This window comes from Peribacillus deserti, assembly GCF_016909175.1.
Lineage (GTDB): Bacteria > Bacillota > Bacilli > Bacillales > DSM-1321 > Paraperibacillus > Paraperibacillus deserti.
The window spans coordinates 31,565-44,715 of the sequence record NZ_JAFBFI010000010.1; the positions used below are offsets into that span (position 1 = coordinate 31,565).

General features: G+C 39.9%; 14 protein-coding genes. 7 read left to right on the forward strand and 7 right to left on the reverse strand.

Annotation, left to right across the window (positions count from 1 at the left end):
• Positions 1 to 52: 52 nt before the first annotated feature.
• Positions 53 to 769, forward strand: a complete 717-nt coding sequence (gene treR / locus JOC77_RS11865; protein WP_204543540.1) for a trehalose operon repressor — start codon at positions 53 to 55, stop codon at positions 767 to 769.
• 626 nt (positions 770 to 1,395) lie between these two features.
• On the opposite strand, the gene JOC77_RS11870 is transcribed toward treR, so the two are convergent.
• From JOC77_RS11870 to JOC77_RS11890, 5 genes are all read right to left on the reverse strand, one after another.
• Positions 1,396 to 2,058: an amino acid ABC transporter permease gene (locus JOC77_RS11870; protein WP_204543542.1), complete on the reverse strand. Its 663-nt coding sequence runs from the start codon at positions 2,056 to 2,058 to the stop codon at positions 1,396 to 1,398.
• A 12-nt stretch (positions 2,059 to 2,070) separates the two neighbouring features.
• Entirely contained in the window at positions 2,071 to 2,709 is a 639-nt protein-coding gene (locus tag JOC77_RS11875) for an amino acid ABC transporter permease (RefSeq protein WP_204543544.1), read from the reverse strand.
• 84 nt (positions 2,710 to 2,793) lie between these two features.
• Entirely contained in the window at positions 2,794 to 3,597 is an 804-nt protein-coding gene (locus tag JOC77_RS11880; protein WP_204543546.1) for a transporter substrate-binding domain-containing protein, read from the reverse strand.
• Between the two features lie 14 nt (positions 3,598 to 3,611).
• Positions 3,612 to 4,340, reverse strand: coding sequence for an amino acid ABC transporter ATP-binding protein (locus JOC77_RS11885; RefSeq protein WP_204543548.1), 729 nt, complete (start codon positions 4,338 to 4,340; stop codon positions 3,612 to 3,614).
• Between the two features lie 313 nt (positions 4,341 to 4,653).
• Complete coding sequence (locus JOC77_RS11890; protein WP_338047219.1) at positions 4,654 to 5,601, reverse strand: ABC transporter substrate-binding protein; 948 nt, start codon at positions 5,599 to 5,601, stop codon at positions 4,654 to 4,656.
• Between the two features lie 202 nt (positions 5,602 to 5,803).
• On the opposite strand from JOC77_RS11890, the gene JOC77_RS11895 reads away from it, so the two are divergent.
• The 4 genes from JOC77_RS11895 to JOC77_RS11910 are packed head-to-tail and all read left to right on the forward strand — an operon-like array spanning position 5,804 to position 9,379.
• Positions 5,804 to 6,838, forward strand: coding sequence for a FecCD family ABC transporter permease (locus JOC77_RS11895; protein ID WP_338047220.1), 1,035 nt, complete (start codon positions 5,804 to 5,806; stop codon positions 6,836 to 6,838).
• A gap of 5 nt (positions 6,839 to 6,843) precedes the next feature.
• Complete coding sequence (locus tag JOC77_RS11900) at positions 6,844 to 7,845, forward strand: FecCD family ABC transporter permease (protein ID WP_204543549.1); 1,002 nt, start codon at positions 6,844 to 6,846, stop codon at positions 7,843 to 7,845.
• Positions 7,846 to 7,857: 12 nt separating this feature from the next.
• Entirely contained in the window at positions 7,858 to 8,643 is a 786-nt protein-coding gene (locus JOC77_RS11905) for an ABC transporter ATP-binding protein (RefSeq protein WP_204543551.1), read from the forward strand.
• A gap of 13 nt (positions 8,644 to 8,656) precedes the next feature.
• Positions 8,657 to 9,379, forward strand: a complete 723-nt coding sequence (locus tag JOC77_RS11910; protein ID WP_204543553.1) for a (2Fe-2S)-binding protein — start codon at positions 8,657 to 8,659, stop codon at positions 9,377 to 9,379.
• A gap of 685 nt (positions 9,380 to 10,064) precedes the next feature.
• On the opposite strand, the gene JOC77_RS11915 is transcribed toward JOC77_RS11910, so the two are convergent.
• Positions 10,065 to 10,793 carry an NAD-dependent protein deacylase gene (locus tag JOC77_RS11915; protein WP_204543555.1) on the reverse strand — a complete coding sequence of 243 codons (729 nt, stop codon included), beginning with the start codon at positions 10,791 to 10,793 and terminating at the stop codon, positions 10,065 to 10,067.
• Between the two features lie 238 nt (positions 10,794 to 11,031).
• On the opposite strand from JOC77_RS11915, the gene JOC77_RS11920 reads away from it, so the two are divergent.
• Positions 11,032 to 11,304, forward strand: coding sequence for a hypothetical protein (locus JOC77_RS11920; RefSeq protein ID WP_204543556.1), 273 nt, complete (start codon positions 11,032 to 11,034; stop codon positions 11,302 to 11,304).
• Positions 11,305 to 11,392: 88 nt separating this feature from the next.
• On the opposite strand, the gene JOC77_RS11925 is transcribed toward JOC77_RS11920, so the two are convergent.
• Positions 11,393 to 12,061, reverse strand: a complete 669-nt coding sequence (locus JOC77_RS11925; protein ID WP_204543558.1) for a C40 family peptidase — start codon at positions 12,059 to 12,061, stop codon at positions 11,393 to 11,395.
• 522 nt (positions 12,062 to 12,583) lie between these two features.
• Here JOC77_RS11925 and JOC77_RS11930 point away from each other — a divergent pair.
• On the forward strand, positions 12,584 to 13,117 hold the full coding sequence (locus JOC77_RS11930) for a Rok-like winged helix domain-containing protein (protein ID WP_204543560.1): 534 nt from the start codon (positions 12,584 to 12,586) through the stop codon (positions 13,115 to 13,117).
• The last annotated feature ends 34 nt before the right edge of the window (positions 13,118 to 13,151 follow it).

Sequence of the window (13,151 nt, forward strand, 5' to 3'; positions counted from 1 at the left end):
TTGCCGTCATTTCTCTAAATTGCATTTGGTAACGAACGATGGGGGAATTAATATGACTACCAAATATTTAATGATTTTCAGTGAAATTGCTGAACAAATTGAAAGCGGTGCCATTTCAACTCATACTCTTTTACCCTCCGAGAACGAATTAAAGGACCGCTTTTGCACTTCAAGGGAAACAATAAGAAAGGCGTTAACTCTCTTATCACAAAAAGGCTATATCCAAAAAATAAGAGGAAAAGGATCTCTTGTAATCGATAGAAGCAAATTTGATTTTCCTGTTTCAGGCTTAGTCAGTTTTAAAGAACTTGCAGAGAAAATAGGCAGCAGACCGAGAACAATAGTAAATGAGCTGTCATTGTTAAAACCTGAGGGCTATATTAAACAGCAGCTGCAATTATCCAATAAAGACTCTGTTTGGAAAATAATGAGAACAAGAGAGATTGGCGGAAAGAAGATAATTTTAGATAAGGATTATCTCAATAAGAAATATGTTCCGGAATTAACAAAAGAAATCTGTGAAGATTCTATTTTTGATTATCTCGAGAAAGAGTTAAACCTCTCAATAAGCTTTGCTAAAAAAGAAATTCTTGTGGAAGAACCATCCATAGAGGATCGAGAGCTGCTGGATTTAGAGGGATTTCACAATGTAGTTGTTATCAAAAACTATGTATATTTAGATGATGCCTCACTTTTCCAATACACAGAATCAAGGCATAGACCCGATAAATTTAGATTTGTTGACTTCGCTCGCAGATCCCATGTATAGAAGCAGCTACAATACCTGTTAATAAATTATCGAATGTAATTAAGAATGCAAAAGAGCCTTTTATTAGCAAAAAGGCTCTTTTTTAATACTGTTTTTTATCTATCACTAGCATCAAACAGCATTAAAAAAATTAATGCTTGTTACAAGAACATCTGTTGTGGTGGTCATGCTTGCATTTATGACATCCATCATGATGAATAGGCTTGCTAGAGTGGCATTTATGTTTACCACCTTCTATACATTTGCGAAAACAGTGTCTAAAACTATGATGGTTTGTCAGTGAAGGCTCATGACATTTCGCCCAGCAGAATCCAAAGTTATTATTACTCATCTTCCAACCTCCTTTTACTAGTATCCTATGAAAATATATATAAATAGAGAGGGCTAAGTTCTCTGTAAAAAAGCCTTTTTTTATCATATACGGTTAAAAGTTTGCCATTTAAAAGCTTCTTTCATTTAGAATCAGAGTTGAAATTTTAAAGTGGAGGAACTTAGGGGTGAGAAGATCGTATGAGGCATATGGAAGAGACTGGTCGCAGCTTATAATAAGGTAGAGGATTACTAGAAGAATTATTTAGAAGATAGTATCAAACAAAAAACCGGCCCATTTATCTGAGCCGGTTTTTCTAACTTTGCCTTAGTTCTAATCTTCGGGCAACTAGTGACAAAGCATAATTAACAATAAAGTACATGAACGCTACAAGTACAAAAACAGGTATCACATAAGAACCTTTTTGAGCGTAAATAATTTGGCCGTTGTGCAGTAAATCCGGAAGAGCAATGACTACAGCGAGCGATGTATCTTTAAGCAAAGAGATGAATTGGCTGACAATGGGCGGAACCATTCTCCTCAGAGCCTGAGGCATAACGATATAGCGTAATGTCTGAATGTAATTTAAGCCAGAAGAACGTCCTGCTTCGATTTGTCCCTTTTCAATGGAGTTGAGTCCGCTGCGGATGATTTCTGAAAGCATGGCAGACTCAAAAACAGTAAGGGCCGCAATGGCTGCTGTTGTAATTTCCATTTCAATTCCGATTTCGGGCAATGCAAAATAGGTGAAGAAGATAATAAGCAGCAATGGAAGGTTCCGGATCGTCTCAACAATAATGGCAAGTATGTGCGATACAACAGGAATCTTTGCATACCTTAAAGTCCCCACAATGCCGCCGATAATGAAGCTGAGTACAATGGAGATGGCAGCAACCTTTAAGGTGACCCAAAAGCCCTCAAGTAAAAATTTGAAATGATCAAGTGTATATACTTCAATGAACGGTGCTAAAAAATCCATCTAGGCACCTCCTCAATTGCTTCTGGCCAGGCGTTTTTCTAGAAAACCTACGCCAAAGCTCAAAGGGATAGTTAATATTAAATAAAATAAGCCGACAATAATATAGGTATCAAAAGGTGAGAACGTTTTTGCATTTATTAAATCTCCCTGATACATCAAATCGCCGCCTGCCACTACAGCTAACAAGGATGAATTTTTAACTAAGTTGATAAATTGGTTGCCAAGGGGCGGTATTACAATTTTAATAGCCTGCGGGAGGATGATCAGCCTCATTGCCTGCCCATAACTTAGCCCTGAAGAGCGTGCTGCTTCCATCTGTCCTTTTGGTACCGACATGATCCCGGCCCGTATGGCCTCGGCAATGAAAGCCGCTGTATAAACGGTCAATCCTATCGTTCCGGCAGTCATCCCGCCAAAGTTGCCGGCTAAATATGTGAAAAAGACGATAACCAAAACAGGGATATTACGGATAAATTCAACATACGCTGTACCTAGCCAATTAAGCGGTTTAAAGGGAGCAATGCGCATAACAGCTATGAGAGTTCCCAATAGAAAGCTGCATAATAAAGCTATTAAACTGGCATAAATGGTAATTTTAAATCCTTCTATATATGAATCCATATTATTCGTTAGTATAGAGAAATCCAGCAAACGATCTCCTCCTAATTAATCAGGATGAGCAGGTCCGTATTGGTACGAACTGCTGCCCATCCTGAAAAGAAAGCTGTATTAATTTTACTCTTTAATCCACTTGCTCTTAATTTCATCATACTTGCCTGAATCCTTCAGGCTTTTCAAGGCTTTATTCAGCTCATCAACAAGCTCTTTGTTGCCTTTTTTAACAGCTATGCCATAAGGTTCTTCTGTAAATGTACCGCCTACCAGTTCATATGAAGGATCTTCTTCAGCCATTCCATAAAGGATGGCATCATCGGTTGTTAAGGCGTCACCTTTATTAGATTTTAAAGCAGTAAAGGCTTCTGCATAGTTTTCATATTCCAGTACTTGTGTTTCCGGTGCTTTTTCACGAATATTGACTGCTGATGTGGATCCTTTAACAGCGAGCACTTTTGTACCTTTTTTCAAGTCCTCAAGCCCTTTGATCTTGCTGCCCTTTTTCACAAGCAGTGATTGGCCTGCATCAAAGTAAACATCAGTAAAGTCAACTTCTTTTTTCCGTTCTTCATTGATTGTCATAGTAGCGACAACCGCATCAATTTTCCCATTATTCAAAAGTCCTACCCTTGTTTTAGAAGTAACCTCTTTGTACTCAGGTTTAACATCAGAGCCAAACATTTCTTCGGCGAGTGCTTTAGATAGATCAATATCAAATCCTTCCACTTCACCAGTTGAAGGATTTTTCAATCCAAATAAGCGAGTATCATGTTTTACACCAAATACAATTTTCTTTTCGTCCTTGATCTGGGCAAGAACATCCTTGCTGCTTTCTTTTGAGTCTCCGCCGCCGCATGCGGCAAGCATAAGTGCAGCCATCGATGATACGATCGCCATTTTAAAAGTCTTTTTGTTTTTGAACATTTGTTTACCCCCTATTAATGATTTAATATACGGCTGAGAAATAAGCGAGCCCGTTCTTCACGCGGATTCTCATAAAACTCAGCCGGAATTGCTTCTTCTAAAATCCGGCCTTCATCAATGAAGACGATTCGGTCGGCAACTTCCCTGGCAAAGCCCATTTCATGGGTTACGACAACCATCGTCATGCCTTCTTTGGCAAGTGCTTTCATAACATCAAGAACCTCGCCGATCATTTCTGGATCAAGTGCTGAGGTGGGCTCATCGAAAAGCATAACTTCCGGTTTCATGGCCAGTCCCCGGGCTATCGCTACACGCTGCTGCTGGCCTCCGGAAAGCTGGGAAGGAAAAGAGTCAGCCTTATCTAATATGCCTACCTTCTCCAGATAATGCCTGGCTGTTTCCTTGGCTTCCTTATCGGATAGACCTAATACTTTCTTAGGAGCCAGAGTGATATTTTCAAGAACTGTTTTGTGAGGATATAAATGAAAGTGCTGAAAAACCATTCCAATATTTCGTCTAAGCTTATTGATATCCGTATTTTTATCCCCTACTGAGATTCCATTTACAGTGAGAGTCCCATCAGATATTGTCTCTAGATGGTTAATACAGCGAAGCATTGTGCTTTTTCCTGAACCGGAAGGGCCTATTATTACAACCACTTCACCCTTATTGATTTTAAGGTTAATATCTTTTAAAACCTGAAAATCCCCATAAAACTTATTTACTTTGTTAAACTCAATCATCCCTGACCTCCCGATATAAAACGTAATAATATGTATGTACTAAGGTTATCAAAAATTTCAGAATTAAATAAATTATAGAATATTAGTAGTGAACTAGTCAAATTACGACAAAACTATGGAAAAAAGCTGAGAGTTATCGATAAAATTTAACGTATTAATGAAGAAAATAGGTAGGGAGGAGTGCAGGAATTGTTTCGAGGATCGTTAGGGAAGGGGTTAAGCTTTTTACTCAATAATAAATGATTAGGTCACTTTATCCATTAAAAAAAGCTTGCAGGAAAGATACTTTCTCTGCAAGCTGGTTAAGCCTATTTTATTTAGCAAGTGACTTGGTAATTTGATCTATAGTAAGCTCATTGGCAATTACACCATTGATGGTCCAATGACTCGGATCTTCCATGTCATATACATGACCTTGCTTAGCAGCACTAAGTCCTTTGAATACAGAGCTTTCTTTAAGCTTTGTTAATCCGGCCTCGCCAGGCTTGCTAACGAGAAATAAATGATCTGCATCAAGCTCTGACAATGATTCCAGTGATAATGGCTGCCAGCTGGCTTTCGCTTCTGGTAAATTTTTTACCATTTGTGGCTGTGTGACACCTAAATCGCCATAGAGGACGTTTGCTGCAAATCTGGTATTTTCAAACAGGTAATATTGATCTCCGGCAACCCAAATAATTGAGGCTGACTGCCCGCCAATTGCTTTTTTAATATCTTCGGAAGCTTTTTTTGTTTTTTCCTCGTATCCTGAAAGTCTATCTTCTGCTTCTTGTTGTTTTCCAACGATCTTGCCCATTACTTGAAGCTGTTTCTTCCAATTAGAGCTGTCCTCATCTTTGTACACATAAGTTGGAGCGATTTTTTTATATTCTTCATATTGTCCTTTTTGAATAGAAGCCTTAGAGCTAAAAATAATTAAATCTGGATTTGCTTCAATCGTCTGCTCAAGCGGGAGATCCCAGCTGATTTTTGGCACATCCTTTAAGTCGGTTTGAAGATAATCCAGCACGGCTGTGCCAATTGACCACTGAGCTGCTGGAGTTATTCCAAGCGCCACCAGGGAATCTTCCATATAAGGAGCAAGGATTCTTTTCGTATCAGCAGGTATAGTCACTTTGCCCATAGCATCTGTTAAAGCTGTATCTTTTTCCTGGTCATTTTTTGGCTTGCTAGACTCATTAGAATTCCCGCAAGCTGCTAAGAGCATTAAAATGCTTAGTATAACCGTAAATAAGCCTATAAATTTAGTATGTATCCGCACGTTTGTCTTCCTCCTAATTTATACAATCTTCATGAAAATGATAATCATTATCACAGATAAAGTCAATAGAGTTAGTGAAATGTACTGGTAATTGATGATATTTAACCAATATACCTTGAAACTATGGTGATATAATCATATACTTAATTCATTGAAAACGGTTCTCATTAATTAATTTATATCATATAAAGAGGTAGAATTTGTGGTAAGAAACTCTAAAAATACTAGTTTACCAGCAGGACGCAGCGGACGTACAGGAAAGGTCATGATAATCGGGTCTGCTGCTGTTTTGTTTGCACTTGCAGTTTCCGTAATGTATGGGACAACAAATATAGATGCAGCCACTGTGTGGCGGGCGGTTTTTGATTTTAATCCGCAGAATACACAGCACCAGGTTATCAGGGAAATACGGCTGCCAAGGGCTCTTACAGCTGCTTTAATAGGAGCCTTTCTAGCGCTTTCAGGAGCTATTATGCAGGCGTTGACCCAAAATCCGCTTGCCGAACCGTCTTTATTGGGCATCTCTTATGGTGCGGCTCTTGCACTCGTTACCGCCCTTACTCTGTTTCCTGGCATTTCTTCTTCTGGATCTGTTCTGGTATCAATGGCCGGGGCAGGCCTGACGGTTCTGCTGGTCTTTTCATTGGCAGCTGTATCCAAAGGGGGGATGGCCCCTGTAAAGCTTGCTCTAGCCGGGGTAGCCATCGGCATGTTTTTAAGCTCTTTAACATCGGTGATCGCAATCCACTTTGATGTGGCAAAAGATTTGAGCTTTTGGTATGCAGGCAGTTTAGCGGGCTCTAGCTGGAATGGTGTAAAAATGCTTCTGTTCGCGGGAGTATTTGGAATGCTTATAGCAGTCCTCCTCGCTCGTTCTTTAACATTGCTTAATCTGGGAACAGAAGTTACAAAAGGACTTGGTATTAATGTTCGTTTCGTTAATTTTCTGGGGGTACTGGCAGTTCTTTTGCTCACAGGAAGTTCAGTTGCTATTTCCGGGACAGTGGCCTTTGCAGGACTGGTTATCCCGCATATCAGCCGCATGCTTACAGGGCCGGATTACCGGTATATCCTTCCAGTATCGGCAGTACTTGGCAGTTTGCTGCTGATCCTTGGGGATATTGGTGCAAGGATGATTAATCCTCCTTACGAAACGCCGATTGGTGTGGTGACTGCCGCTGTCGGAGTGCCATTTTTTCTTTATCTAGTTAGAAGCGGAAGGAGCAGATTCACATAAAAAACATGCAAGCTAGGTTTAAATGGAGTACGCTCATTCTGCTTGTACTCCTTGTACTTTCCTGCCTTATTAGTTTGAACCTTGGCGCGGTCTCCATTAAACCATGGGAAGTGATTCATACCTTTTTAGGAAATGGATCAGATAAACAAGAATTGATTTTATTTCAGTTTCGGCTCCCTGGAATTATTTTAGCGCTGATGGTTGGTGCAGGAATGGCCATATCCGGGACGATCTTACAAAGTATTACACGCAATGAACTGGCGGACCCTGGAATACTCGGGATTAATGCAGGATCAGGTCTGGCAGTCATTATTTATATTACTTTTTTTCAAACAGCAGCAGGAGGGCTTACCTTAGTAAGTACTTTTATACTGCCCCTGTTTGCTTTCCTAGGAGCTATTTTGACGGGCGTGCTGATCATGTTTCTCGCCTGGAAAAAGGGAATAGACTCGATTCGATTGATACTGGTAGGCATTGGCGTCAATGCCGGATTGAGTGCGTTTATTATCGCATTTCAATTAAGGCTGGATCCGCATGATTTTGTAAAGGCAATGGTTTGGTTATCCGGGGATTTATGGGCAAAGCAGTGGCCATATGTTTGGGCACTTTTGCCGTGGTTTATTGTATTATCATTGTTTACTTTATTAAAGACACATACACTTAATATCTTAAATTTAGGAACCCAAGTCACAACAGCTCTCGGAATTCGTTCTTTGCGTGAACGGATCATTCTTCTTATCACTGCTGTTGCACTTGCCGGTCTATCGGTGGCTGCAGGAGGGGGCATTGCTTTCTTGGGGATGATAGCCCCTCATATTTCGCGCAGGCTTGTCGGTCCAAGGCATCAGCTTCTGATTCCAACAGCTGCACTTATTGGTGCGATTGTTTTAATAATGGCTGATGCCATCGGAAAGAATGTGTTATTGCCAACGCAAATTCCAGCTGGGCTGATTGTGTCGCTTGTAAGTGTTCCATATTTTGTAATTTTGTTAATGAAAACCAAATAAGGAGGATGGCGGATGAAATCCCTGTCAGCAGAACAATTAACCATTGGCTATGAAGAGCGGATCATTGTACAGAATCTTAACCTGGATATAAAACCTGGTAAAATTACCGCAATAATTGGACCGAATGGCTGCGGGAAGTCCACCATTCTAAAAACAATGGCAAGGCTTCACCCGGCATCATCAGGTGCTGTATACTTGGACGGCAAAATGATTCACAAAACACCTACGAAGGAAATTGCCAAAAAACTTGCCATACTCCCTCAATCACCAGAAGCTCCGGATGGTTTAACTGTGTTTGAATTGATTTCTTACGGCCGCACACCCCATCAATCTGGTTTATCACGTTTGACCCAGCACGACCAGACAATGATAGAATGGGCCTTAGATGTTACGGGGTTAAAACACCTGCAAAATCAGCCTGTCGATACACTTTCTGGCGGTCAGCGGCAGCGTGCCTGGATTGCTATGTCCATAGCCCAGGAAACAGATTTGCTTCTGTTGGATGAGCCGACCACATATCTGGATTTAGCACATCAATTAGAAGTGCTTCACCTTCTGGAAAAACTGAATCGGGATGATAAAAGGACCATAATTATGGTGATCCATGATTTAAATCAGGCTGCTAGATTTGCACATCAGCTCGTGGCCTTGAAACAAGGGGAAATTGTGAAACAAGGTACACCTGATCAAGTAATAAATACTGAAATTTTAAGACAAGTGTTTAATATTGAGACAGACATTGTGACGGACCGCCGGACTGGAAAGCCGGCCATGCTTTCATATGAATTAATTAAGTAAAGGCGGGATAAGGATGCTGCAAAAGCAAAAGGAAGCCATTTGGCAGGAGCTTGAGCGTTTTAATGTGGTTTTTGATGAGAAGGTTCCTCTTTCGGCCGCTCTAGAGGACTTAAGTGCTTTATTTGATCTGGTTTCAAAAAGAAATGGAACAGAAAAACCTTTTGCTATTGCATCAGTCCTTATGAGACATACCGCATTTATCTTCGTCGCCCAGCTCTATATTCTAAGTAAATATCGAATGATATGGACAGGAAATATGAATGAGATTCGTGTGATAGACCGTGAGATCAGAGGAAGATGGCTGCCGCAATGGTTGTTTCCAGAAGGAAACTGGAGGACTGCTTCAAGCGGGGAAGAAGTATCTTCTGCTCTAAAAAGGATTATCAGCAAAGACTGCCGAAGCCTCGTTAAATCGGTTGCCAAGCATACTAATTCATCGCCGAGCGTACTTTGGGAAAATGTGTGGGGATATGTTCTTTGGATGTATGTCCAGTTAATGCAATCTGGAGAAGACGCTGACCGTGCCCGGAATGACATCACATTACTACTTGAACCGGACATTTGGCAGGGTATGGAAAGCCGCTCGCCATTCTCAAAATTTTTAAATGGACAGACACCAGAAGAAAGCATGGCAGCTTATGCGCGTGTAACGTGCTGTCTGTATTATTTAATTCCAGGCAATGAAAGCTGCTCTTATTGTCCCAGATTATCAAAGGATCAGTGTCTTCAAGATTAAGTTCAGAAATCGGATGAAAGAGCAGCTGCCATGCTGGTCTTTTTTATATTGGCTATGTTAAGCCTTTCGCTGCCGCTTGTCTTATGTCTGGCTAACGCATAAGGGCGACTATGCTTCTGTCTTCGCTGTCGCTTGCCAATCAGCAAGTCTTCTTTATCAGGTGTCTGACTTTCGCTTTGGTGTGGCTTTTTAACTAGACTCTTCATCACAGTTCTTTTAAAAGAACTACCTAGAAAGTCACCGTCCTCCGCTTTTCGTGTTGTCCAGCTCCGGACTGACACTTTCTGTCATAAGCCAATCTCCATCAAAAGGCAAAAAACGCCTTTGCTGCCGCTCGTCTTATGTCTGGCTAACGCATAAGGGCGACTATGCTTCTGTCTTCGCTGTCGCTTGGGCAATCAGCAAGTCTTCTTTATCAGGTGTCTGACTTTCTATAGAGTCGTTTAGTAACGAGTTTGTTCATCACAATACTCTAAAGAGAACTAGCTTGAAAGTCACCGTCCTCCGCTTTTCTATTAAGGGAGACCCCGCAGGCTTCTCGCTCCCGGACCGCCCCCGGAAAGCGAGTGCCTCTCGCTGCAATCAACAGGCAAGTATAACAGAGCTTTTATATTGAGGAGACTGCAGATTCTTTTTGAATAATAGTGGATCGGGAATAAAGCTGCCTTGCTTCCATCTTGGTATATTAAAGGGCTTTCTTCACTTGTTCCACGGTTTGTCCAATTCCGGCATAAATGCACAAGTCAAATAAATGATCATATTTGGTGTGTTCTTTATTAATAAGAACCATGGGTATCTCAGTCGCGCTTATTAATTGCGGAATGGAATTTATCGGGCCAACTTCTAGTGAAGAGCCCATTACCATGAACAGATCGGATTGATAAGCAGCCTCTATTGAATCGTTAAAATAATGAATGGAATCGCCAAACAGAACCACATCCGGCTTTAAAATAAAATGGCAGAGTTTATTATTTTTTAATACGGCGGTGCAGCGTGGTGTTTCATGTTCATTTATATAGTCCAGGTCATACGTTGTACCGCATTTTGGACATTCTGCGGTTTTTAATGTTCCGTGTACTTCGAATACTTTCTTTGTGCCAGCCTTTCCGTGAAGGCCGTCTATGTTTTGGGTAATGACCGTGACGTCCTTGCCTTTATTTTGAAGATCTGTGATAAATAAATGTCCCCGGTTCGGTTCATATTGATTCAATAGCTTCATTGCAAATATTTCCTTATAGGCTTTCCAGAAACCAATCGGATTTCTCCGAAAGAAAGAGAGAGAAATTAAACTTTCAAAACTTTTATTATTTGTCCACAATCCATTCCTGCTCCTGAAATCAGGCAGATTTGATTCTGTACTGATTCCCGCACCGCTGAAAACTGTAATCTTTTTTGCTTCCATAATAGAGTCCATGAATGATTCCCCTCTTTTTTCCTGGTAATTTTAATCTGTTATGGTTTTTAAAAGCAAAGATCTTTTCCATTATACTATTCCGTTTCTACCTGACAAAAACCGTAGAGTAAGGTGTATAAAGCTGTTAACCAGTTCAACCATTGGCAGACTTATTTATTGAGTCAGGGAGTTTACAAGCTTATTCTAAACAAGATCCTATATGAATAAACTGTATACATCCTATACTAGGGGGGACGTAATGAGTACTATTTATGAAAAGTTTGATATTCTTTCTTTAAGAGATATACACCGGCAATTAAATGAAATTCAACTCCTTGCCTCAGCTGAAGAAAGCAAGGATAGAGAGCTCCGTTACATTTTGCATCATGTTACAAGAGCAGCAGGAATGCTATGCAGTATATTAGAACAGCACCTTGAAGGGAAAATAGACATAGATGACCCTCTAGAATTTATTGAGAATAAAGTGGGGGAAGCATTAATGTCAGCCAAAAGAATGGAAGAACGAATGTAAGTTCAGTCGTTTTGATGTGTAAATCAAGCGCTCCTTCAGCAAAGAAAGACCCGCATTCAGATTGAATGCGGGTCTTTTGATTTTTATGTTAGATGCGTTTTGCGCCAATGAATTTAGGCTTCCAGTAAGTATTGCTTGTCTTAGAATAAGAAACTCCGTTTGAAGATGCAGCGTGAATCATTGTGCCGCTTCCTACATAAATAGAAACATGTGTAGGTCTAGATGCCTTATTGGGTGCAAAGAACATTAAGTCTCCAGTTGCAGGCGAGCTTACCCGAGTTCCTTTTGTATACATTTCAGCAGCAGTACGAGGAAGTACTTTTCCTGCTTTGCCAAAAGAATATTTTACAAGTCCTGAGCAGTCAAATCCGTTTGTTGAAATGCCTCCCCAACGGTAAGGAGTTCCCAGTTCACTTTTTGCAACCGCAATAGCTTTAGTACGGTAAGATGCTGGAGCAGGAGCTGGAGCAGTTGTCTTTTTAGTAGTCAGGTACTTTGAGTTGACATATCCTGACTTAGTTCCCGCCTTAATTTTAGACCAGCCTTTTGACTCTGTATATACGGATACCGAAGTATTTTTTGATAGTTTTGTAACAACCGAAGAATTAGTAGTAGCACTTTTACGAACATTTAATGTGCCTGAGCCGACGTTAACATATTTAGTAGTGACTTTAGTACTGGCAGCAGCTTCATTCGCTAATGGTGTAACACTGCTTATCATGAGAGCAAGTGACAAAAATGCAATTATTTTTTTCAATTTAGTAGTTTACCCCCTGCTGTGATTTGCTAAACCTATTATAAACAAAATAACGTAACATTCTCATCACAGTAATATTACGGTTATATTACAAATAATAGGGAAGGGAGTCATATACTGATAAAATATGTAGAATTACGAAAAAATGTATGGGAAGATTAAGCTAGAATTATTGAAATATAGTTGTGATATAAAAGATTAGTGATAAAGCTGGGCAAAAATTATTCATTTATAAAAGTAATAAAACATAGATTATTTTAAAACGGGAATACAACGCAGTAAAAGCATATTTTCATTTTCTTGTATTATAGAAGCGGAAAGAATGTATCGAAAAATTTTATATGGATGCGGCAACCTCTGACCAGGAGTTTGATAATTAAAGATTAGTATGCGATTTGGAACAATATTATCATATTTACATACTGAGTAATCGGGTGATATTATTAAGAAAATGCTTACATAAAGGCGAAATATATAAAGCATAATACATTTTCCTGCCTTATTTAAAAGGAGAAAGAGTCTATGTTTAACGAAAGAGATGCACTAAAACTTCGGCTGGAACAATTATTAATTGTGGAAGAGAAAACAATTAGAGAGTTTAGAGAAGAACGAAGAGAAATACTAGACCGTTTAAGGGAATTAGATGGATTTGAAAGACAAAACAAAGTGTACGAGAATAGCGCTGCAGATTCATCAAGAGATTCATACCAATCTGACAAGACTTTATCACCTGTTGTAGAAAAATCCAGACAAACACTGGCGGAGGCTGTTGAAAGCATTCATGAGGGAAAGAAGCAAAGCAGTGGGACTCAGCCTGCAAAAGAAGGCAGGCAAAATAAGGGGTATCATAAAAAAACCTTACTATTAAGAGATGCTACTATGAAAATCCTGCAGAGCCACCGTACCGCGATTCCTTTAGGACAGTTAAAAAAAGAGCTGGAACTAGAGACTGGTGTTGAGATCAAAAATATTTCGTTATTTATGACCAATTTAGCCAAAAAAGAGAGCAGCTTAAAAAAAGCCACTCATGGTCAGTATATGTACATAGGAAATTAAATTGAGAAATTGGGAAAGTGATTTATGACAATTT